General features: G+C 71.2%; 22 protein-coding genes and 1 tRNA gene. 16 read left to right on the top strand and 7 right to left on the bottom strand.

Going from position 1 to position 21,751, the window contains the following annotated elements:
- The first annotated feature begins 42 nt into the window (after positions 1-42).
- From OG472_RS24570 to OG472_RS24610, 9 genes are all read left to right on the top strand, one after another.
- Complete coding sequence (locus OG472_RS24570; RefSeq protein WP_405942064.1) at positions 43-1,584, top strand: hypothetical protein; 1,542 nt, start codon at positions 43-45, stop codon at positions 1,582-1,584.
- A gap of 85 nt (positions 1,585-1,669) precedes the next feature.
- Positions 1,670-3,757 carry a hypothetical protein gene (locus OG472_RS24575; protein ID WP_405942065.1) on the top strand — a complete coding sequence of 696 codons (2,088 nt, stop codon included), beginning with the start codon at positions 1,670-1,672 and terminating at the stop codon, positions 3,755-3,757.
- Between the two features lie 187 nt (positions 3,758-3,944).
- Positions 3,945-4,442 carry a hypothetical protein gene (locus OG472_RS24580; protein ID WP_405942066.1) on the top strand — a complete coding sequence of 166 codons (498 nt, stop codon included), beginning with the start codon at positions 3,945-3,947 and terminating at the stop codon, positions 4,440-4,442.
- 11 nt (positions 4,443-4,453) lie between these two features.
- Positions 4,454-4,720: a hypothetical protein gene (locus tag OG472_RS24585; protein ID WP_405942067.1), complete on the top strand. Its 267-nt coding sequence runs from the start codon at positions 4,454-4,456 to the stop codon at positions 4,718-4,720.
- A gap of 84 nt (positions 4,721-4,804) precedes the next feature.
- A complete protein-coding gene (locus tag OG472_RS24590; RefSeq protein WP_405942068.1) occupies positions 4,805-5,746 on the top strand; it encodes a DNA primase in 942 nt (313 codons plus the stop codon).
- Positions 5,743-6,054, top strand: coding sequence for a hypothetical protein (locus tag OG472_RS24595; protein ID WP_405942069.1), 312 nt, complete (start codon positions 5,743-5,745; stop codon positions 6,052-6,054). The genes OG472_RS24590 and OG472_RS24595 overlap by 4 nt, the downstream gene beginning before the upstream one ends.
- On the top strand, positions 6,051-7,592 hold the full coding sequence (locus tag OG472_RS24600) for a YfjI family protein (RefSeq protein WP_405942070.1): 1,542 nt from the start codon (positions 6,051-6,053) through the stop codon (positions 7,590-7,592). Before OG472_RS24595 ends, OG472_RS24600 begins: the two co-directional genes overlap by 4 nt.
- Positions 7,593-7,933: 341 nt before the next feature.
- Positions 7,934-8,269, top strand: coding sequence for a helix-turn-helix domain-containing protein (locus tag OG472_RS24605; RefSeq protein WP_405942071.1), 336 nt, complete (start codon positions 7,934-7,936; stop codon positions 8,267-8,269).
- A 51-nt stretch (positions 8,270-8,320) separates the two neighbouring features.
- A complete protein-coding gene (locus tag OG472_RS24610; RefSeq protein WP_405942072.1) occupies positions 8,321-9,838 on the top strand; it encodes a LacI family DNA-binding transcriptional regulator in 1,518 nt (505 codons plus the stop codon).
- A 118-nt stretch (positions 9,839-9,956) separates the two neighbouring features.
- Here the strand turns inward: OG472_RS24610 and OG472_RS24615 are convergent.
- Together OG472_RS24615 and OG472_RS24620 are read right to left on the bottom strand one after the other, a co-directional pair.
- A tRNA-Pro gene (locus OG472_RS24615) sits at positions 9,957-10,030 on the bottom strand.
- 101 nt (positions 10,031-10,131) lie between these two features.
- A complete protein-coding gene (locus OG472_RS24620) occupies positions 10,132-11,070 on the bottom strand; it encodes a metallophosphoesterase (RefSeq protein WP_405942073.1) in 939 nt (312 codons plus the stop codon).
- Between the two features lie 68 nt (positions 11,071-11,138).
- Between OG472_RS24620 and OG472_RS24625 the strand changes: the two genes are divergently transcribed.
- Positions 11,139-11,600: a GatB/YqeY domain-containing protein gene (locus tag OG472_RS24625; protein WP_319722136.1), complete on the top strand. Its 462-nt coding sequence runs from the start codon at positions 11,139-11,141 to the stop codon at positions 11,598-11,600.
- 105 nt (positions 11,601-11,705) lie between these two features.
- Here the strand turns inward: OG472_RS24625 and OG472_RS24630 are convergent, their stop codons facing one another.
- Positions 11,706-14,006, bottom strand: a complete 2,301-nt coding sequence (locus tag OG472_RS24630; protein ID WP_405942074.1) for a transglycosylase domain-containing protein — start codon at positions 14,004-14,006, stop codon at positions 11,706-11,708.
- 385 nt (positions 14,007-14,391) lie between these two features.
- Between OG472_RS24630 and OG472_RS24635 the strand changes: the two genes are divergently transcribed.
- Positions 14,392-14,742 (top strand): WhiB family transcriptional regulator, encoded by a 351-nt coding sequence (locus OG472_RS24635; protein ID WP_319722166.1) that lies wholly within the window; start codon positions 14,392-14,394, stop codon positions 14,740-14,742.
- Between the two features lie 29 nt (positions 14,743-14,771).
- On the opposite strand, the gene OG472_RS24640 is transcribed toward OG472_RS24635, so the two are convergent.
- Both OG472_RS24640 and OG472_RS24645 read right to left on the bottom strand, forming a co-directional pair.
- Positions 14,772-16,136 carry an ArsA family ATPase gene (locus tag OG472_RS24640; RefSeq protein WP_401611050.1) on the bottom strand — a complete coding sequence of 455 codons (1,365 nt, stop codon included), beginning with the start codon at positions 16,134-16,136 and terminating at the stop codon, positions 14,772-14,774.
- Positions 16,133-17,116, bottom strand: coding sequence for an ArsA family ATPase (locus OG472_RS24645; protein ID WP_405831277.1), 984 nt, complete (start codon positions 17,114-17,116; stop codon positions 16,133-16,135). The genes OG472_RS24640 and OG472_RS24645 overlap by 4 nt, the downstream gene beginning before the upstream one ends.
- A gap of 100 nt (positions 17,117-17,216) precedes the next feature.
- Here OG472_RS24645 and OG472_RS24650 point away from each other — a divergent pair, with 100 nt between their 5' ends.
- The 5 genes from OG472_RS24650 (at position 17,217) to OG472_RS24670 (ending at position 20,077) form a co-directional block, all read left to right on the top strand.
- Positions 17,217-17,378 carry a DUF4177 domain-containing protein gene (locus tag OG472_RS24650; RefSeq protein ID WP_007264966.1) on the top strand — a complete coding sequence of 54 codons (162 nt, stop codon included), beginning with the start codon at positions 17,217-17,219 and terminating at the stop codon, positions 17,376-17,378.
- Complete coding sequence (locus OG472_RS24655) at positions 17,375-17,848, top strand: RidA family protein (protein ID WP_361752417.1); 474 nt, start codon at positions 17,375-17,377, stop codon at positions 17,846-17,848. Before OG472_RS24650 ends, OG472_RS24655 begins: the two co-directional genes overlap by 4 nt.
- Before the next feature lie 182 nt (positions 17,849-18,030).
- Complete coding sequence (locus OG472_RS24660) at positions 18,031-18,939, top strand: NUDIX hydrolase (protein WP_405831279.1); 909 nt, start codon at positions 18,031-18,033, stop codon at positions 18,937-18,939.
- Positions 18,936-19,781 (top strand): MBL fold metallo-hydrolase, encoded by an 846-nt coding sequence (locus OG472_RS24665; RefSeq protein ID WP_383566862.1) that lies wholly within the window; start codon positions 18,936-18,938, stop codon positions 19,779-19,781. Before OG472_RS24660 ends, OG472_RS24665 begins: the two co-directional genes overlap by 4 nt.
- The gene (locus tag OG472_RS24670) at positions 19,778-20,077 is read left to right on the top strand and encodes a hypothetical protein (protein WP_405831281.1); all 300 of its coding nucleotides are present in this window, start codon (positions 19,778-19,780) and stop codon (positions 20,075-20,077) included. Before OG472_RS24665 ends, OG472_RS24670 begins: the two co-directional genes overlap by 4 nt.
- Here the strand turns inward: OG472_RS24670 and OG472_RS24675 are convergent.
- Together OG472_RS24675 and OG472_RS24680 are read right to left on the bottom strand one after the other, a co-directional pair.
- Positions 20,074-20,883 (bottom strand): nucleotidyltransferase domain-containing protein, encoded by an 810-nt coding sequence (locus OG472_RS24675; RefSeq protein WP_401611046.1) that lies wholly within the window; start codon positions 20,881-20,883, stop codon positions 20,074-20,076. The genes OG472_RS24670 and OG472_RS24675 overlap by 4 nt on opposite strands.
- Positions 20,884-21,001: 118 nt before the next feature.
- Entirely contained in the window at positions 21,002-21,676 is a 675-nt protein-coding gene (locus OG472_RS24680; RefSeq protein WP_003981529.1) for a Crp/Fnr family transcriptional regulator, read from the bottom strand.
- Positions 21,677-21,751 lie beyond the last annotated feature (75 nt).

Genomic DNA, 21,751 nt, shown 5'->3' on the forward strand with positions numbered 1-21,751 from the left:
ACCCGGCCGGGCCCCTCATCCCCTGAAGGGGGCTCGTACAGCATGACCGAGACCATCGTCGAAGTGGTACCGCAGACACCACCCGCTCCAACTCCGGCCGCACCGAAGGGTGCTGAGGCTTTGGCGCCGTTGCCGGGTGTTCCGCTGGCCGTGGCCGGGGCGAATGCCCTGGGTGCGGTGGTGGCCGGCGCGGTGGCCGTGGGCGGCCCGGCTGGGCTGGCCGTGACCGGCGCCGTCATGGGCGCCGCCGCGGCCACCGGCCTGGCCCGCCGGATCAGGGCCCGCCGGGCGAAGAACAAGCCCAAGTCCCTGCCCGCGCAGCGCACCCCGGCCGGCGGCCGGGATCGCTCCTCGCCCTCGTCCTCGTCGGGTGGCGGGTCTGGCGGTCACCGCCGTACGTCCGGGCCGCGTTCCGGCGGGCTCCTGGGCAGGGGGCCCGGGGCTTCCGCTGCCGGCCTGCGGGCGGCGGCCCGCAACCTGGGCCGTCACCGCGCCGACAACCGACCTGTCGGCACGCAGATCCCCGGCGGGGCGAAGACCGCACCGTCCGCGGGCGGGTCGCCCAAGAACCGCACCAGCAGTTCCAACCCCTCGTCCCGCCCGGTCTCGTCCGGCGGTGCCAACATGCCGCAGCGCCGTTCCGGCGGCGGGTTGGTGCAGGCGGCGCGGCGGGCTGCGGTCGGCGCGGCTGCCGGGGCGATCCGGGCCGGGCATGCCCGCTACTCCGCGGGAGCTCCGACCCGTGCCGGTAAGGCCGAGGCCCGGTCGGCGCGTCGTATGGCGAAGGGTGAGGCGAAGGCTCGTCGGCAGTCCGGTCTCGACCCGGCCGGCAACCCCACCGCCAAGGCCGCGCCTGCCGCGATACGGCAGAAGGCACTGCGCCGCTCCGCGCTGAGGCACGCGGCCCGGATGACCGGCAGTGCGCTGCTGGCCGCGGGCGCCGGTGTCGTGTCGGGGGTGTGGAACTGGAAGAAGCCCGGCGTCGCCACCCGGCACCTGCGGTCCGTGTGGCGGCGACTGGCGGGCCGGGCCCGGCAGGTGCGGGCCGCGCGCGATGCCGCCATCAACGGCACCTCCACCGACGGCAGTAAGCCCGTGGTGGCGGTGCCTGCGACGCAGGTGAACAACCCCAACCGCCCCAAGGATCGGGAGCTTGCCCCGGTCCTGAAGTCCGTGAAGTCCCGGCCCGTCGTTCTGGCGGGGGCCGACCGTAGTGGAGGCACTGTGTCCGAGTCCGGTACCGCGTTCACCCGCCTGTCCGACGCTGCTGAGGTCATGCTTCAGGCCGCGTCGACCTTCGACCCGGAGTACATGGCTGAGTTCCAGGACCTCATCGACGACCTGCCCGAGGCCATGTCGACCGTGCAGGAAACCCTGCGCGTGCTGGCGGAGCTGTCGCAGGAGAAGCTGCCGGTCGATCCGCTGGTGGTGGAGGAGATCGGCGAGGGCTACCGCGCCATGAGCCGCGTGGTCAGCGCGCTCGACGAGGTCGGCACCGTCTACCGGCGCGTCCACGCCGACGACATCGAGCGGATCGAGAACCCCCGCAACGGCATCGACGGCGAACGCCGCTGGAACGTCTAACCCCCATCCCCTGCTCGACCGGTTTCGGCCTGCCGTCCACAGCCTGTGGGCGGCAGGCCGCTGTCATCGCAAGGAGAGAACACCTGTGAGCAGCAACAAGAACAGCGTGCGGGTCGATTGGAAGGCCCCGCACGGCATCCTGACCGGCACCCTGAACGCCACCGCCGGAACCCTCGTCACCACCGCCCTCGCCCACTCCGCGGGCATGCCGTCCGGGTACGCGCTCGCCGCCGGTGCGGCCGGAGCGGTCGGCTCGTCGGTCGCGGGGTGGCGGAACCGGCTGACCGGCGCCACCGTCGCCTTCCGCGCCGCCTGCTGGACCGCCGCCGGCACCTGGTCCTGCTGGGCCCTTGCCAGCGCGGGCCCCATGACCCTGGGCGGTCTCGGCTCTCTCCTCGTCGGCGGAGTCGCGACCGGGACGCTGGCGGCCGGGTTCGCGGCGCGCGAGGAGACCGAGCAGGCACGGCGCCGCATGCTCCTGTCCATCGGCACCCGCCGTGCGCTCGCCGCCGAGTGGATCGAGCGCATCGCGAGGGTGTGCCGGGTGGAGGGCGTGACGGTGTTGGGGATCGAGCACTGGCCGTCCGGCATGGGCTACACCGTCGAGATCGAACTTCCCGAAGGCGGCGTCACCCGGAAGCAGGTCGCCGACCGTACCGACGCGCTCGCTTCCGACCTCGACCTTCCCGACGGGTGCGGCCTCCAAGTCCTCCCCGGGATTTCCCGGCGCCGCCTGCTGATCGAGGTAGCGACCAAGACCTACCAGGGGCAGGAGATCCCGTTCCCGGTCGAGGAGATGTCCGAGACCACCACGATCAACAACCCCGCCCCGATCGCGCTGCTGTCGGATGGTGGGCGGGCGGAGCTGGATATGCGGCAGGCCTCCACCGTCGTCGCCGGCGGCACCGGCACGGGCAAGACGAACTGGCTGCAGACGCTGATCGCCCGGCTGCTGCAGACCAACGACACCCTCGTGTGGGTCATCGACCTCAACGCCGGCAGCCTCGGCCTGCCCTGGCTGCACGCGTGGCGGGAAGCCCAGACGGACCCCGCGCGTCGGGAGGAGGTTCCGGCGCCGGGGGTGGATTGGCTGGCCTCCACCCCCGCGGAGGCGAAGCTCATGCTGGACGCGGCGATCGCGATCGCCAGTGCCCGGAAGATCGCGTATCAGCAGCACATGCGGGACGAGGACGACGACAAGCTTCCCGTCTCCCCTCAGATCCCGGAGATCGTCATCATCATGGACGAGAGCGCGGAGGTGTCCGCGACCAAGGCCGCGAAGGAAGTGATGGCCGGGGTCGTGAAGGTCATCCGCGTCGCCCGCGCGATGGCGATCCGTGCGGTCATCTCCGCGCTGCGGGTCACGCAGGACGTCCTGCCGGACCCGATGGTGCGGAAGATGGCCTCCAACCGCGTCTGCACCGGCGTCAACGAGGACTCCGAACTCGGCCACCTCTTCGGCTGGCGCGCACTCACCGCCGAGAACAGCTTCTCGGGGCCGGGGTCGATGCTGGTCGGGACGGAGGGCAAGCAGCCCAAGACCGCCCAGCAGTGGCGCATCACCCCCTCCGGCATCGACGCCGTCACCCGCGCCACCGCCCACCGGCGGCCCGCTCTCGACACCGTCTCGCTCCAGGCCGCAGGAACCGCCTACACCGACAGGTGGAGCGAAGCACGGTGCGGCCACCTCTGGGGGCAGCCCGTCGCGACCGGCGCCCCGGCCGCCCCAGGCCCGGGTACGGGCCCGTTGCCGGGGCGGCCGGGCGGGCAGTGGAAGGCCACCGCGGGATGGGACCAGCCCCGCCCTGTCACCACCCCCGGCGCGGACGAGCTGGAGGCCCTGTTCCTGATGCCGTCCGCCGACCCCGAGACACGGGCCGAGAGTGACGGGCTCACGGACTGGTCCGACCCGTCCTCGTGGACGGCCGGTCGCCCGGTGCGGGAACCGGAACAGCCCGACGCGAGGCAGGCCGCACTCGATCTGATCCTGGCGGCCGGGCCCGCCGGCACCGGCGCGTCCGCGATGGAACGGGACCTGAAGGACACCTACGGCACACGCCGCCCGGTGATTCAGCGGTGGCTGAAGGAGTGGGCCGACTCCGGCGAGATCGCCCGTGTCGGGGAGGGCAGCAAGGCCCGCTACGTCCACCGCCGCCACCTCCCCGAAGCCTGACCCCCGGCCGCCTGTCTGTCACCTGTCACACCCCCTACCGAACCCCCGTGCTGAGGGCCTGAGGGCCTGTCACCCCTGCTGTGACCTGCGGATGACAGGTGACAGGCAGGTGACAGGTGACAGACAGGTGACAGGCCGGATGACAGGCACCACCCACCGTCTTCCACCCGCCTGAAGGAGCCCCGACGTGCATGAGCCCAACCGCACGATCACCACCCCCGCCACCCGCTACGGCGACCCCATCCACCGACCCCGACCGGTCGAACCGCACACCGTCCTGCTGCCCCAGGACATCCCTCCGGGCGTCGACTGGGTGACCCTCCCCAACGGGGTCCGCACCCTCGCCTACACCCACCCCCACCCCGCACCGGTCACCGAAGCGGAACCGGTCCGGGAGTCGATTCCGCGGTGGGCCAGGACGACCGCGCTCCTCGCCCCGACGCTCGGCGGCGGGATCGCCGCGGCCGGGTTCGGGATCTCCTACGCCGCCCCCGGAGTCCTCGCCATGGCCGAAGCCCTCTGGGCCACCGTCGCCCTCATCGCCGCCGGCGCCCTCGCCCCACTCCTTCTCCGCGCCACCGGCAGGACGGGCGGGCGGGGTGCGGGGCCGGTGCAGCACATCACCCAGAACATCAGCGCGTCCGGGATGTTCGGCCGCGCGACCGGAACCATCAACAACCGCTGAAGGAAGACCACATGGCCCGACTCCGCCTTGAGTGGACCCGCCCTCTCCTCGTACTCACCGACACACCCCGGCCCGACTGCCGGACCTGCCGCGGCGAAGGAGGGATCGCCTGCGACTACGGCGACGAGACCGGCGAGTACGCCGGAACCGACTGGGAGCACTGCGACTGCTGGAACCCCGACCAGCACTGGACCCTGCTCCGCCTGCCCCAGCGCCGCCGCCCCTACCGCGACCCCTGGACGCCCCCCAGCGGGTACAGCGACGAACCGCCCTTCTAGCAACGCCGAGGGCGGCCCCCTCTCGCCAAAGTGCGGGGCCGCCCTCGTCCACAACCCATCAAGAGACCTGTGGAGGACTCCAGCATGACTGACCCCACCGACTTCCCGCGAGACCCCCGCCAACCGGCCTTACCCACTCACCTGCGGACAGCCCTCTGGCTCGCCGGAATCGGACTGCCCGTCCTGCCCCTGCGCGCGAGCAAGCTCCCCGTCGGAAACTGCTACGACTGCACCAGCAGCAAGACGGCCGGGCCCTGCCGGTGCGGGGACCGGCCGAACATGAAGTTCGCCGGGCCCTGCCAGTGCCCCGCCCCTTGCCACGCCTGGGCCGCCGCCACTACCGCCCCGGCAGTCCTCACCTCCCCGGCGTGGGCGCGCGCCTGGCGGCAGGCCGGAGGGGTCGCCTACCACCCCGGCGGAGCCCACCTCACGGTCGTGGACCTCGACAACGCCGAAGCGGTCGCCTGGGCCCGCCAGTCCCTCCCCGCGACGAAGACCGTGGCGACCACCCGGGGTGAGCACTGGATCTACCGGGGCGCCATGCAGTCCGCCAACGGGGTCCGGCCCGGCGTGGACATCAAGTCCCTGATGTCCTACGCCCGCTGGATCAACACCGGGACCGGCACCATGACCCACCTGCCGGACGCCGTGCGCGCGCTGGTCGGCAGGGAAGAGTCCACCGCCACCCGCTCCCGGGGAGGGTCGGTGGACTCTTCCTCACCAGCCCGCGCCACCTGGGACCGATCCGTCGCCACCGGCTGCCGCCACAACGACACCTACGTCCGCACCGGCCTGCAACGAGGACTCGCCAGGATCACCGCCTGCCGGAAGGAGGGCGCCGGATCCAAGGCCTACGGCGTCGCCCGCTTCCTCGCCAACCAGCACACCACCTGCCCCGGCCCCTGCGGCCTGGAGATCCTCGCCCGGCACATCATCGACGCCGCCGTATCCGTCGACGTCCCCGAGGCCTACGCCGAGCGGGCCGTCACCAACGGATTCGGCGCCCTGCTGGTGACGGCGTCATGACTGCCCGTCCCGGCCCCGCCGAACCGGCCCCCGCCCTGGACGGCAGTAGCGCGCCGAAAGGCGTCGCCGAAGGCGTCCCTTCATCAGTTCGCCCTGACCCGCACGCCGACGACGGACGCCGGCCCATCGCCTGGCTCCACATCGTCGCCCCGCCCTCCTACGGCGCCAGCCCCAGCGTCCGCTCCTGGTGCTCGTGCGGCCGGGACCTGTTCGCCGCCGGGCGCGCCCGCGCCCTCGCGCTCATCACCGACCACGCAGAGCACCGCACAGCTTGTTCCCGCCTCACCCCGCGAAGGGAAGCCGCATGACCACGCACAACCCCGAGCTGTGGGAAGGGTTCGAGGAGATGACCCCGGAGGCCGTGGCCGGGCCCGTGTGGGACGAGCCCGTACCGCTCAACCCCCGCGGGCAGCTCCCCGTCTTCCCCGTGGACGCCCTGCCCGACTGGCTCGCGGCCATGACGGCGGGGGTCGCTGAGGAGACACAGACGCCTGTCGACCTCGCCGGGTGTCTCGCACTGGCTGTCATCGGGACCGCCGCCGGCGGGCGCCTGACCGTGACCGTGCGCGGGCAGTGGAGCGAGCCGGTCAACCTCTACACCGCCGTCGCCCTCCCGCCCGGCAACCGCAAAAGCGCCGTGTTCGCCCTGATGACCAAGCCCCTCCTTGCCGCCGAGAAAGCCCTGATCGAGCTGACGGCGCCCCAGCGGGCCGAGGCCGCAGCGTCCGCGCGGATCGCGAAGGCCGCCGCCGAAAAGGCCGAAAAGGTCGCGGCCAACGCCGAGGCCGACAAGCTGGCCGATCTGACCGCTCAGGCCGTCTCTCTGTCGGAGGCTGCGGAGCGGGCCGCCGTCCCGGCGGAACCGCAACTCATCGCCGACGACATCACCGCTGAGAGCCTGACTACCCTCCTCGCCCAGCAGGACGGACGGATCGCGATCCTGTCCCCCGAAGGAGAGATCTTCGAAATCATTGCCGGACGCTACACCGGCGTCCCCAACATGGGGATCTTCCTCAAAGGTCACGCCGGCGACATGGCCCGCGTCAACCGCCAGGCCCGAGACGCCCAGTACATCGAGAACCCCGCCATCACCATGGGCCTGGCCATCCAGCCCGAGGTCCTGGACTCCATCGGGCAGATCAAGGGCGCCGACGGCCGCGGCCTGCTCGCCCGGTTCCTCTACTCCAAGCCCGAATCCCTCGTCGGCTACCGCAACCTCACCCCCGAACTCCTCAGCCCCGACACCGCAGGCACCTACGCGCAGAAGCTCGGAGGCCTGGCTCTGGCCCTGGCGGGCTGGACCGAGACCGCTGAACTCACCCTCACCCCCGAGGCGGACGCCGTCCTCCTCGCCTACCAGCGGGTCACGGAATCCCGCCTGCGCAAGGACGGGAGCCTCGCGCCGATCGTGAACTGGGCCAGCAAACGCGACGGCGCCGTCGCCCGCATCGCAGGCCTCCTCCACCTCGCCGCCCACCCCGAGGACGCCTGGCACCAGCCGATCGCCGCCGCCACCATGGCCGCCGCCACCCAGCTCGGCGACTACTTCACCGCCCACGCCCTCGACGTCTTCAACGCCATGAAGGCCGACCCCGCCCAAGGCGCCGCCCACACCGTCCTGACCCACCTGACCGAGACCCGCACCACCGCCTTCACCAAACGCGACCTCTTCCGCGCCATGCCCCGCAGCGAGTTCCCCGCCATGGGAGACCTCGACCCCGCCCTGGACCTCCTGGAGGAACACGGCTGGGTCCGCCAGCAGCCCCCGCCACCCCGCACCACACGCGGTGGCCGGCCGCCCTCCCCCCGCTACGAGACCCACCCCCGCACCACCCCCGCCGCCTGAAAACCCCCCAACCCACTGACAGAACTGACAGAACCCCCTGCGCAAGCCTCTGACCTGCGCAAACTGGCACTTTCGGAGCTGTGACAGAACCTCCGAAAACTCTGACAGAACTCCAAAAACCTCGCCACGGGGCGAGCCGCCCGGTCTGACACAACCTAGGTTTTCGAGGTTCTGTCAGAGTTTTTTGAGGTTTTGTCACGCGGCCAGAACCGGCCGAAACAGCAGGTCAGAGGCCACATGGAGAGGTTCTGTCAGTTCTGTCAGTGCTTTCCGGGGTTTCCGCGCCCCGGACCTACCGGCCATGGGCCATCCCGGCCCCATCGAGAGGACAGGACCAGCCTGTGAAGCGAGACCCGCTGCCCCACCTCTACTACCCGGCCGATGTTGCCAGCGCGCTCGGCAAGTCCGAGTGGTGGGTCAAGGAGCAAGCACGCAACGGTCGGATCCCGTACACGAAGCCGGGCCGCGCGTACCGGTTCACGGCCGAGCAGTTCGCGGAGATCATCAGGCTCTTCTCTGAGGGCCCCAGCGGCCCGCGCGTCGTCCGCCAGGTCCGGCCGGCCGAGGTCCGCACGCAGGGGCCGGCCAAGCCTCTGCGGCCAGCGCCCTCCACGCGACTGCGAGCGCGTCCGCCGCGGCGCGCAGTCCAGCAGGACCAGCAGCAGACCGCTGCCTGATCACCGCCCCGCCCGGGACTCCGGGCGGGGCTCACTCATAGAGAGAGCACCTTGGGATTCGCAGAGAACCGCGGGGACTACTGGCGCGGGCGATACAAGATTGAGCCCAGCAAGTACGGCACCGTCAAAGACGAGTACGGCAAGACGATCCGCTTCCGAACCAAGCGCGCAGCGGAGAAGGCGGCGGCCGTAGAGGAGGAGAAGGCCCTCACCGCCAGCCGTGCCATGCCGGTCGCCACCCCCGAGCGCATCACGTTCGGCGACTACGCGAGCCGCTGGTACGAGGCGCAAGACCTCGCCGCCTCCACCATGCAGAACTATCGCCGGCACATCGAAGAGCACCTTCTCCCGCAGTTCGAGGAAGCAGTCGTCAGCGAGATCACGAAGGGAGAGATCGACAGCTGGGAGCGAGGCGAGCGCGCCCGCGGGTACGCGGCCAGCAGCATCAAGACCTGGCGCGGCACCCTGCACCTGATCCTCGCCGACGCGGTGGACGAGGAACTGCGCGAGTCGAACCCGGCAACCCGCCGCCGGGGCCGCGGGAAACGGGCCGGCCGATCCCGGAGCCGCGGCCCGGAGAAGGCGGTGACGTCCGCCCTCGGTGTTCTGCTGATCGCCGAGCGCGCCGCGCTGTTGTCCGGCCGGGACGACGAGTTCGTCGGCGTCGTGGCCAAGGGCTACACCGGAATGCGATGGGGCGAGATCGTCGGGCTGGAGACCGAGTACGTGCGCCCGACTGCTGTGAGAGTCGAGCATCAGCTCTACGAGCTGGACTCGGGGGAGATGCACCGATGCCCTCCCAAGGACGACTCCTACCGGACCATCGACACCCCCGAGTGGCTGGCCCGGCTGTTGCGGGGCCAGGGAGCCCGCGCGGGGGACCGGCCGTGCAGCTGTCACGGTCGGCGCTACCTGTTCAGCGGTCATGCCGCAGCGAACGGGGCGGTGCAGCGCCCGGGAGCGAAGCTGGTGGACGTCGCCCGCGTGGCAGGGGTCTCCACCGGCACGGTCTCCAACGTGTTGAACCGGCCGGCCGCGGTTGCCGACAGCACTCGGGTCGCGGTCGAGCGGGCCATCGCCGATCTCGGGTACATCCGGTACTGGCCTGCGACCGAGAACGCGCCGCACTGGCGGCGCAACGGGTTCGCAACCTGGCTGTTCCAGCCTGCGGCGACCGGCTGGTATCCGAAGAAGGCTCCGCAGGAGGCACGGCCGGTGCCGCTCCGGGCGGGCCCGTGGCCGGGGGTCCCCGCCCGTGGGCGGGGTGCCGCCAAGCGAGCTGAGGCGTCGTGGGTGCCGATCGCGCGGGGGCTCACGCCGCACGGGCTGCGGCACAGTCACAAGACGATGATGGACGAGCTGCGGACCCCGCCGAAGCTCCAGGACGAGCGGATGGGGCACGAGGACGGTTCGGTGCAGGCCCGCTACTCCCACATCACATCGGAGATGCGGCAGGAGCTGATGGCCGGCCTGACCGGCATGTGGGAGGAGTCGCTCGCGGCTCGCCGCCGGATGTCGCCAGGGTCGCCGGTGATGGTCCTCGACGCCCTGATGAGGGCGGAGAGGTAGGGGAGCGCGGGAGCCGTTTCGGCGGAGGTTTCTCCCAGGATTCTCCCGAGAGTGCTGGGAGAAGCAGTCAGGGCCGGTCTCCTCGGAAGGAGACCGGCCCTGAGCTGGTGTTTCTCTGTCGGGGTGGCGGGATTTGAACCCACGACCTCTTCGTCCCGAACGAAGCGCGCTGCCAAGCTGCGCTACACCCCGATCGCCGCCTTGCAGCACTTGCTGTCCTGGCGACATCGATTACTTTAGCGGACCTCTCGCCGGAGACGAAATCCGGTTTTCGCGGAGCGGTCGCGCAGGCGCTATGCCTGCGGGGTCAGCGTCAGGAGTGTCGCCTCCGGCGGGCACGCGAAGCGGACCGGGGTGAAGCGGTTGGTGCCGCAGCCGGCCGACACGTGGAGGTACGCCCGCTGCCCCGCCGCCTCGTGCGTGGACAGGCCCTTCACCCGCTTGGTGTCGAGGTCGCAGTTGGTGACGAGCGCCCCGTAGAAGGGGATGCACAGCTGTCCGCCGTGGGTGTGCCCCGCGAGGATCAGCGGGTACCGGTCGGCGGTGAAGGACTCCAGGACGCGCAGGTACGGGGCGTGCACCACGGCCATCGAGAAGTCTGCGTCCGTCTCGGGGCCGCCGGCGACCATCTCGTAGCGGTCCCGCTTGATGTGCGGGTCGTCGAGCCCGGTGAAGGCCAGCTCCAGGCCTTCCAGCTTCAGCCGCCCCCGGGTGTTGGTGAGGTTCAGCCAGCCCGCCGCGTCGAAGGCGTCCCGCATTTCCTCCCACGGGTTGTGGACGGCGCCGACGACCGGCTTGTTGCCGTTCAGTCCGTGCCGGCCCTGGGCCTTCTCCAGCAGGTAGCGCCCGGGGTTGCGCAGCCGCGGCCCGTAGTAGTCGTTCGACCCGAAGACGTACACGCCCGGGAAGGACATCAAGGGGCCCAGCGCGTCGAGCACCTCGGGGATGCCCTCGGTGTCGGAGAGGTTGTCACCCGTGTTGACGACGAAGTCGGGGCGCAGGCCGGCCAGGGACTGCAGCCAGGCGCGCTTCTTGCGCTGCCCGCCCACCATGTGGATGTCGGACACCTGGAGTACGCGCAGCGAGCGCATCCCCCGGGGAAGGACCGGCACCGTGACCCGGCGCAGCCGGAAGGACCTCGCCTCGAAACCGGCGGCATAGGCCACACCCGCGGCCCCCACCGCAGCGATTCCGGCAGCCGCTTTCAGGGGTACTCCGTAACGCGCACGCATGGACCCATCGTCTCAGACCCGGAAAACCAATGAGCGCCACTGCCCCCGCACCTGGCAGACTCACATCCATGACCACGCTCAAGGCCAAGCTCCAGGAAGACCTCACGACCGCCATCAAGGCGCGTGACGAGCTGCACTCGTCCACGCTGCGCCTGACCCTCTCCGCCATCACCAAGGAGGAGGTCGCCGGCAAGGAGGCACGTGTGCTCTCCGACGAGGAAGTCCTCAAGGTGATCGCCAAGGAGGCGAAGAAGCGCCGCGAGGCGGCGGAGGCCTTCGCCCAGGGCGGCCGCGCCGAGCAGGCCGCGCGGGAGACCGCGGAGGGCGAGTTCCTCGACACGTACCTGCCCAAGCAGCTCACCGACGACGAGCTCGTCGCGATCGTGGCGCAGGCGGTCGAGGAGGCCAAGGCCGCGGGTGCCGAGGGGCCGCGGGCCATGGGCGCCGTCATGAAGATCGTGAACCCGAAGGTCGCCGGGCTGGCCGAGGGCGGGCGTGTCGCCGCCGTCGTCAAGCAGCAGCTCTCCTAAGAGCAGGGAACACAAGGAGGGCCCCAGCCGGAACCGGCTGGGGCCCTCCTTGTGTTCCTTGTGTGCTCTGTGTTCCCTGTGTTCCCTCGCGTCGCGTGCCGACCGCTACCGGTCGTCGCGGCCGCCGATCACGCCGCCCGGGTCGATGGTGATCCCGGGGAAGGGGGGCTGAGGCTCGACGCCGCCCGTGGCCCCGCCGGTGGCCCCGCCCGTAGCCCCGCCGGTGGCTCCGGCGGTCTGGCCGCCGGGCCGCCCGCCGGGCTTTCCGTCGCCGCCCGGCTTGCCGGGCCTGGGCTGGGTGGTGGGCGGCTTGTTGCCGCGGGGGCCGCCGGACGGAACGTTCGATTCCGGGATGCTGACCGTGATGAAGCGCAGGGCCTCACGGCCGTCCAGCGCGCCCGTGACCGCGTCCTTCCAGATCGGGCCGGGCAGCCCGCCGCCGAAGACCTTCAGGTAGGGCTTGCCGCCGATCACGATGTTCTCCATCGTGATCTTCTTCGCCCCGCCCGAGCCGACCCACACCGCGCCGGAGATGTTCGGGGTGTAGCCCACGAACCAGGCGTTGTAGCGGTTGTCCGTCGTGCCCGTCTTGCCCGCGCTGTCGCGGTCGGTCAGACCGGCCCGCTCACCGGTGCCGGAGTCGATCACTCCGCCCAGCAGGGTGTTGATGGTGTCGGCGGTCGTCTCCGACATCGCCCGCTCGCACTTGCTCTTCGGCACCGAGAGGGCCTTGTTGTGCGAGTCGGTGATCGACTCGATGGCGACGGGGGTGCAGTAGACACCGCGGTTGGCGAAGGTCGCGTACGCGTTGGCCATCGTCAGCGGGGACATCTCCTCCGAGCCGAGCGCGATGGCGGGGCCGTCGGCCAGCTTCGCCCCGCTCGCCGGGACCACACCGAGCTTCTGCGCCATCTCCGACACCGGGCACAGGCCGATCTCGGAGATCATCTCGACGAAGTAGGTGTTGATCGACTTCTCCATCGCCGTCCGCAGCGCGTAGGGGCCGATCTCGTCCTCGGTCTCGTTCTCCGCCGATTCCTTGTTGACGTTGACGTACTGGGACCCGTCGCAGCGGGTGATCCCGCTCGGGTAGTCCATCTTGTTCGGCGCCGGGTAGACCTTCGTCGGCGGCAGGCCCCGCTCCAGCGCGGCGGCCGCGATGAACGGCTTGAAGGTCGATCCGACCTGGAAGCCGAAGTTCGAGCCGCCCATCCGCTTGTCCACGGAGTAGTTGATCTGCGTCTCGTTCTTCCCGAAGCCGTACGGCTTGGACTGACCCATCGCCAGCACCCGGCCGGTGCCCGGCTGGACCATGGTCACGGCCGTCGCGATCGCGTCGTCCTGGTAGACGTGGTCCTTGATCGACTCGTTGGCCGCGTCCTGCGACTGCGGGTCCAGGGTCGTACGGACGGTCAGACCGCCCTGGTTCCAGACCTTCGCCCGCTCCTCGCGCGTCTTGCCGAAGGCGGTGTCGGTCAGGAAGGTGTTGCGCACGTAGTCGCAGAAGAAGCCCGCGCCCTTGACCGCGGTGATGCAGCCGTTCTTCGGCTTGGTCACCTTCAGGGTGACCGGCTTCGCCTTCGCCGCGTCCGCCTCGGCCTGCGAGACGTCCCTGGTGTCGGCCATCCGCTGCAGGACGATGTTGCGGCGCTTCGTCGCCTCCTGCGTGTCGTTCACCGGGTCGTACCGGCTCGGCGACTGCACGACGCCCGCCAGCAGCGCGGACTCATCCAGGGTCAGGTCCTTGGCCGGCTTGCTGAAGTAGCGCTGGGCCGCGGATTCGATTCCGTACGCCTGCTGGCCGAAGTACGTGATGTTGAGGTAGTTCTCGAGGATCTTCTTCTTCCCGAGTTCCTCCTCGACCTGGATCGCGTACTTCAGCTCGCGGATCTTGCGGCCGAGGCTCTTCTCCTGGGCCTCGCGCACCTTGGTCTCGTCGTCGCCGGCCTCTTCGACGAACACGTTCTTCACGTACTGCTGGGTGAGCGTGGAGGCGCCCTGTGCGGCGCCGCCCTCCTGCGCGTTGCGGTTGACCGCGCGCAGGATGCCCTTGAGGTCGACGGCTCCGTGTTCGTAGAAACGGGAGTCCTCGATGGCGACGATCGCCTTCTGCATGTACGGGGAGATCGCCGTGAGCGGGACCACTTGCCGGTCGCGTGAATAGACGGTGGCGATCAAGCCACCCTCGGCGTCCAGAATCGTGGTCCGCTGGCTCAGCGGCGGAGTCTTGAGATTGGCCGGGATCTCATCGAATCCCTCGACCGTGCCCTTGGCCGCCAGCCCCAGGGCGCCTGCAGCCGGAATCGCCATGCCGGCCAGCACAACTCCGGAGAGAACGGACACCCCGAGGAACTTGGCGGCCTGCTGGCTCCCCGTGAGCCCGCCGCCCGAGCGCTTCTTTCCCATAGAGGGCAGCCTACGTTCTGATTCGCCGGACACACGCGAATGCCTTGGCCTAAGCTGTCCCCAACTGTCACAGCAGTGCGGTGCGACATCAACCCCTCGGCTTGATTTTCACCCTTCCCGAATGGGGTGGACACATGTCCGAATCTCGCCCCTCTGCTGAAGCTGATCCTCCGATTCCACCCGAATTGCCTGAATGGCCGGGCATGTCGCCGGATCACTCCGTCGGGTGATCTGCCGCTTACCCATAGTCCGTTCGGACCATTCAAGATTGGGCCCGTCGGGGGTGTTGCACTGTGCCCGCCTTCCGTAACGTCCTCAACTGGCAGCGGTGAATATGCCGCTACCGCCGTGGGGGAGCCTCGATTCGGGAGAGGACGGCGCCGGGATGGGCTGGGTTACCGACTGGAGTGCGCAGGCAGCCTGCCGCACTACCGATCCGGATGAACTGTTCGTTCAAGGAGCGGCACAGAACAGGGCCAAGGCGGTGTGCACCGGATGTCCGGTGCGGACCGAATGCCTGGCCGATGCGCTCGACAATCGCGTCGAGTTCGGCGTGTGGGGCGGAATGACCGAGCGGGAACGACGTGCGCTGCTGCGCCGGCGTCCCACCGTCACCTCGTGGCGACGGCTGCTCGAAACCGCCCGTACGGAGTACGAGCGCAGTACGGGCATCCTCACCATGGATGCAGACACGGAGATCGACGTTCCGTACGAGACATACGCGGCAGCCGGGTAGACCACACGGACGCCACGACGTACGAACGCCTACGCTCCGGCCGGAACCCCGGCCGCGAGTCGCTCTCCGATGGCCCGCAGCCCGGCGAGGTCGTGCACATCGCCGGGCAGGGCGGCCACTTCGGCCACCGCCACCTCGGGGTGCAGTGAGGTGAAGCGATCGCGTGTGCGCTGCTCACGCGCGATCACCTGCATCCGTTCGGCATGCAGGCGCAGCAGTCCTGCCGTGATCCGGTCGACGACCGCGGTATCGCCTTCGGTGCCGGGGGAGCCTGTCTCGGGAGGGTTCGCGGTCTTTGCGGTCCGTGCCGTCGTCTCTGCGGTCGGTGCGGTCGCCGTCCGGGTGGTCGCCGTCCGTGTGGTCCCGGCCGCCTCGGTCGGTCCCGCGGCCGTGTCACGAAGTCCAGCTTTCCCGGACTCCTGATCGACAATGCCGCCTTCTTCAAGATTCTCTGCGGCGGCCAACGCCCGTTCGGCGGACAGCTGGTCGGCGCCGCTGCCGTGCACCCGGTTCAGTACCAGTCCGGCCAGCGGCATGCTCTCCGCGGCCAGCCGCTCCACGAAATACGCCGCCTCGCGCAGGGCGTCCGCTTCGGGCGCCGCCACCACGAGGAAGGCCGTGCCGGGGGCCTGGAGCAGCCGGAAGGTCGCGTCGGCGCGCGTGCGGAAGCCGCCGAACATCGTGTCCATCGCGGCCACGAAGGTCTGCACGTCCTTCAGCAGCGAGGCCCCCATCAGCTTGCTGAGGGTGCCGGTCATCATCGACATGCCGACATTGAGGAACTTCATCCCCGCCCGGCCGCCCACCTTCGCCGGAGCCATCAGCACCCGGATGAACTTCCCGTCCAGGAAGGACCCGAGGCGCTTCGGCGCGTCCAGGAAGTCCAGCGCGGACCGGCTCGGCGGGGTGTCCACGATGATCAGGTCCCAGTCGTCCCGGGCCCGCAGCTGTCCCAGCTTCTCCATCGCCATGTACTCCTGCGTGCCCGCGAAGCCGGCCGACAGCGACTGGTAGAAGGGGTTGGCGAGGATGGCCCGGGCCCGCTCGCCGTCCGCGTGCGCCTCGACGATCTCGTCGAAGGTCCGCTTCATGTCCAGCATCATGGCGTGCAGTTCACCGCCGTCGGCGCCCACGCCCGCGACCTTGCGCGGGGTGTTGTCCAGCGAGTCGATGCCCATCGACTGCGCGAGCCGGCGCGCCGGGTCGATGGTGAGCACGACCGCCTTCCGCCCGCGCCCGGCCGCCCGTACGCCCAGTGCCGCGGCCGTGGTGGTCTTGCCGACCCCGCCCGCCCCGCAGCACACGACGATCCGGGTCTCCGGGTCGTCCAGCAGCCGGTCGACCGCCAGCCGCGGCGGAGTGTCCAGCCCCACGGTGTCCACCCCCTCGCTCATTCGGCCACCGTCTGCTTCCGCAGTTCCTTGGCCAGCTCGTACAACCCGGCCAGATCCACCCCCGCGCCGAGCAGGGGCAGTTCGTACGTCGGCAGGTCCAGCCCCGCCAGTACGGTGCGCTGCGCGCGCTCCAGCTCCACCCGGCTCGCGTGCTCGGCGGCCTGCGCGAGCAGCGGGTCCACCAGCCGCTCGGCCAGGCCGCCGCGGCGCGCGCCGCCGAGGCCCGCCCGGGACAGCGCCCTGGCCACCTCGGCGCGGTGGTCGCCGGCCGCGGTGCGCAGGGTGTCCTCGTCCAAGTGGTGCGGCCGCACCATGTTGACGACGACCCGGCCGACCGGCAGCCCGGCCTCGCGCAGTTCCTCGATGCCGTCGGCGGTCTCCTGGACGGGCATCTCCTCCAGGAGGGTGACCAGGTGGACGGCCGTCTCGGGGGACTTGAGCACCTTCATGACGGCCTGCGCCTGGTTGTGGATCGGCCCGAACCGGGCCAGGCCCGCCACCTCGTCGTTGACGTTCAGGAACCGGGTGATCCGCCCGGTCGGCGGCGCGTCCATGATCACGTGGTCGTAGACGTACCGGCCGGCCTTGTCCTTGCGCCGCACCGCCTCGCACGCCTTGCCGGTCAGCAGGACGTCGCGCAGTCCGGGAGCGATGGTCGTCGCGAAGTCGATGGCGCCGAGCTTCTTGAGCGCGCGGCCGGCCGAGCCGAGCTTGTAGAACATCTGGAGGTAGTCCAGCAGCGCCCGTTCGGCGTCGATGGCGAGCGCGAAGACCTCGCCGCCCCCGCCGGGCGCGACGGCGATCTTCCGCTCCTCGTACGGGAGCGCCTCGGCACCGAAGAGCTGCGCGAGCCCCTGCCTGCCCTCGACCTCCACCAGAAGAGTCCGCTTGCCCTCGCGTGCGAGGGCAAGCGCGAGTGCCGCGGCGACCGTGGTCTTGCCGGTGCCGCCCTTGCCGCTGACCACCTGGAGCCTGCTCACAGCGTCCGAGCCTAACCACTCGCCTCCCGGAACACGCATGAGCCTCCCCCGGACTCGGCCCGGGGGGAGGCTCGGCACCACAGGCACTACCCTCGCTCCCATGACCAAGAAGTTCGAATATGCGACGGTCCCGCTGCTGGTTCACGCCACCAAGCAGATCCTGGACACCTGGGGCGAGGACGGCTGGGAGCTCGTCCAGGTCGTGCCCGGCCCGAACAACCCCGAGCAGCTCGTGGCCTACCTCAAGCGGGAGAAGGCATGAGCGGGGTCGTCGACGCGAAGCTGGCCGAGCTCGGCCTGACCCTGCCCGAGGTCGTCCCGCCGCTGGCCACGTACCAGCCGGCCGTGCGCTCGGGCGTGTACGTCTACACCGCGGGCCAGCTCCCGATGGTGAAGGGCAACCTGCCGGTCACCGGCAAGGTCGGCGCGGAGGTCTCGCCGGAGCAGGCCAAGGAGCTGGCCGCCACGTGCGCGCTGAACGCCCTGGCCGCCGTCAAGTCGGTCGTCGGTGACCTCGACAAGATCGCGCGTGTCGTGAAGGTCGTCGGCTTCATCGCCTCGGCCCCCGACTTCACGGCCCAGCCGGGTGTGCTCAACGGTGCGAGTGAGCTCCTGGGCGCCGTCCTCGGCGACAAGGGCGTCCACGCCCGCAGCGCGGTCGGCGTGGCGGTCCTGCCGCTGGACGCCCCGGTCGAGGTCGAGATCCAGGTCGAACTGGTTCCCGGAGCCTGACCCTTTCGGAGGGGCTGGATTGCCCGCAGGGCAATTTCGGCCCCGCCGGCGTTCGAGGCGTGAGGTCCGGGGCGGAGCCCCGGTCCTCAAGGCCCGGCGCAGCGACCTGCGCGGCCCGCCAGCGCCGCATGCCGCGACGGGTGACCCTCGAACATCGGGCCGGATGGCCGTAGCATCCGGCCATGCCGAATGGTCAGCATGGTCAGCAGCAGCCCCCCGCCGGAGGCCAGTGGTACCCGCCGGAGTGGCCCGACCGCATCCGCGCGCTCGCGGACGGCTCCCTCGTCCCGGTGCCACCGCGCCGCGCCGCCACCGTGATGCTCCTGCGCGACACCCCCGCCGGTCCCGCCGTGCACATGTTGCGCAGACGGGCCTCCATGGCCTTCGCCGGGGGCGCGTACGCCTATCCGGGCGGCGGGGTCGACCCCCGCGACGAGGAGCACCAGGTGGGCTGGGCGGGGCCCTCGCAGCAGGACTGGGCCGCCAGGCTCGGTACGGACGCGCGGACCGCCCAGGCCATCGTCTGCGGCGCCGTACGGGAGACCTTCGAGGAGGCGGGCGTCCTGCTCGCCGGGGAGACCCCGGACACCGTCGTCGGCGACACCACGGGTGACGACTGGGAGGCCGACCGGCAGGCCCTGGTCGCCCGCGAGCTGTCCTTCGCGGAGTTCCTCGACCGCCGCGGCCTGCGGCTGCGCTCCGACCTGCTCGGGGCGTGGGCCCGCTGGATCACCCCCGAGTTCGAGCCGCGCCGCTACGACACCTGGTTCTTCGTCGCCGCCCTCCCCGAGGGCCAGCGCACCCGCAACGCCTCCACCGAGGCCGACCGGACCGTCTGGATCCGCCCGGCCGACGCGGCCGCCGGCTACGACAAGGGCGAGCTGCTGATGATGCCGCCGACCATCTCCACCCTGCGCTCCCTGGAGCCGTACGGGAGCGCCGTCGACGCCCTCTCCGCGGCCGCCGCCCAGGACCTCACCCCGGTGCTGGCCGAGGCCGTGCTGGAGGACGGCGAGGTGGTGCTCAGCTGGCCGGGCCACGACGAGTTCACCAAGCGGGTCCGCCTCGGCCGTCCGGGAGGCACCGCATGAGCGACGCCGCCGCACTGCCCGGACAGCCCCGCGGAGTGGTCACCTCCGGTCCGGCGACCGCCCGCGCGGTGAACGTCCTGGCCCCCAACGCCTCCGCGATGACCCTGGACGGCACCAACACCTGGCTGCTCTCCGAGCCCGGCTCCGACCTCGCCGTCGTGATCGATCCCGGCCCGCTGGACGACGTACACCTGCGGGCGGTCATCGCCACCGCGGAGCAGGCCGGCAAGCGGATCGCCCTCACCCTGCTCACCCACGGCCACCCCGACCACGCCGAGGGCGCGGGCCGCTTCGCCGAGCTCACCCGTACCAAGGTCCGCGCCCTGGACCCGGCCCTGCGCCTCGGAGACGAGGGCCTGGCCGCCGGGGACGTGATCCGGACGGGCGGGCTGGAGCTGCGCGTGGTCCCGACGCCGGGCCACACCAGCGACTCGCTCTGCTTCCACCTGCCCGCCGACCGGGCCGTGCTGACCGGCGACACCATCCTCGGCCGCGGCACCACGGTCGTCGCCCACCCCGACGGCCGTCTCGGCGACTACCTGGACTCCCTGCGCCGCCTGCGCTCGCTCACCGTGGACGACGGGGTGCACACCGTCCTCCCGGGCCACGGGCCGGTCCTGGAGGACGCGCAGGGGGCCGTCGAGTACTACCTGGCCCACCGCGCGCACCGGCTCGCCCAGGTCGAGACCGCCGTCGAGAACGGGTTCGTCACCCCCGAGGCGGTCGTGGCCCAGGTCTACGCGGACGTGGACCGTTCCCTGTGGCCTGCTGCGGAATGGTCCGTCCGGGCGCAGCTCGAGTACCTTCAAGATCACGGACTGATCCCTGGAGGGCCCGAATGAACACCGTTTTCCTGCTCGTGATGCTGATCGGCACCGCCGGATGGATCACCTCGACGGTGTCGCTGCGCGTGAAGAGCCTCCAGATGAAGGCGGACCGGATGGAGCGCCGCCTGGCCCTCGTACTGGACCACTTCGGCATAGAGGAGCCGGAGCCGGCCGGCCTGGACGAGGTACGCGCCCTGATCGCGACCGACCGGCAGATCTCGGCGATCAAGGCCTACCGCCAGATCACCGGCGCGGGTCTGGCCGAGGCCAAGCTGGCCGTCGAGGCCCTCGCCGACACCCGGACGTCCTAGCCCGCGTCCCGCGGGGTCTTCGTGCCGTGCCGGGCCGTGTACTCGTCCGCGAGCCACGGCCCGAGGTCCTCGACGTACGCGCGCAGCACGGCCGGGTCGGCGACCGGATCCAGTGCCGCGACGGCGGCGGCGCGCATCTGGTCCGCGCGCTCCGGGTAGTACCCGCCGAAGATCTCCGCGGACTCGGCGAGGTCGCTGGTCCAGCCGCCCCACCGCGGCATCACCAGCGTGAACCCGGTGCGCACCAGGTGCCGTGAGAAGAACCGGCACAGCCTCCGGTGTTCGTCCTCGGTCGACGCCTCCCGCACCCGCCTGCGCCACCTGGGCAGTACGTCGGCCAGGTCGCCGTTGGTCTCGCGGGCGAGCAGGCTGTCCGGACGGTAGCGCGGCAGGTGCTCGGCCAGGTCCGCGCCGAGCAGGGGCGTGCACAGGCAGGCGAGGAACCAGCCCAGGTCGAATCGTTCCGCCTCGCTCAGCAGGGTGTCCTTGCCGTACAGCAGGATGCCGACGCCGTCGATCTCCGGGAAGTCCTCGTCGAGACCGCGCGCCAGCACCTCTGCGGCGTCGCGGTCCTCGTCGGCGGGCTCGTGGTGCAGGGCCAGCAGGAGGTCGAGGTCGGACCGCCCGGGCCGGGCCGTCCCGCGCGGTACGGACCCGTACAGGTACGCGCTGTGCAGCCGCCGCCCGTACGCCTCGCGGATCCGCCCGCGGGCGGCCGCGACGACGCCCGCGAACTCTCCCTGGACCTGCCCGAGGGAGCCCTCGCGCTCGAAGTACCCGTACGCGTCCAGCCCTCTGTGCTCCATGCACCAACTGTGCACGGAGCGGCCCCCGAGGGGTTCGAGGCGCGGGGGCCTCGTCCTGGACGTGCGAAAGGGCCCCGCCCCTTCGGGCAGGACCCCCTCGAACAGCCGGGACCGGGCGTCAGCGCGAGCGCTTCGCCAGGCGCTCCACGTCCAGCAGGATGACGGCACGCGCCTCCAGGCGGAGCCAGCCGCGGCCCGCGAAGTCGGCCAGGGCCTTGTTCACGGTCTCGCGGGAGGCGCCGACGAGCTGTGCGAGCTCCTCCTGCGTGAGGTCGTGCACCACGTGGATGCCCTCCTCCGACTGCACGCCGAAGCGGCGCGACAGGTCGAGGAGCGCCCGTGCCACACGGCCGGGAACGTCGGAGAAGACCAGGTCGGACATCTGGTCGTTGGTCTTGCGCAGGCGCCGGGCGACGGCGCGCAGCAGCGCGGTCGCGACCTCGGGCCGGGCGTTGAGCCAGGGCTGGAGGTCGCCGTGGCCGAGGCCGAGCAGCTTGACCTCGGTCAGGGCGGTTGCGGTGGCGGTGCGCGGGCCCGGGTCGAAGAGCGACAGCTCGCCGATCAGCTCGCCGGGGCCGAGGACGGCCAGCATGTTCTCGCGGCCGTCGGGGGAGGTGCGGTGCAGCTTCACCTTGCCCTCGGTCACGACATACAGCCGGTCGCCGGGGTCGCCCTCGTGGAACAGGGCGTCACCGCGTGCGAGGGTCACCTCGCCCATGGAGGCGCGGAGCTCCGCGGCCTGCTCGTCATCGAGCGCCGCGAAGAGCGGGGCGCGCCGCAGAACGTCGTCCACGAGTCTCTCTCCTATGTCGACCAGCTCAGGGGACCGTGCTCCCCATTTTGCCGGACGGCTCAAACAGTGCGATCA

Origin of the sequence: Streptomyces sp. NBC_00207 (genome assembly GCF_045160965.1) — a bacterium.
In the GTDB taxonomy this organism is placed as follows: domain Bacteria; phylum Actinomycetota; class Actinomycetes; order Streptomycetales; family Streptomycetaceae; genus Streptomyces.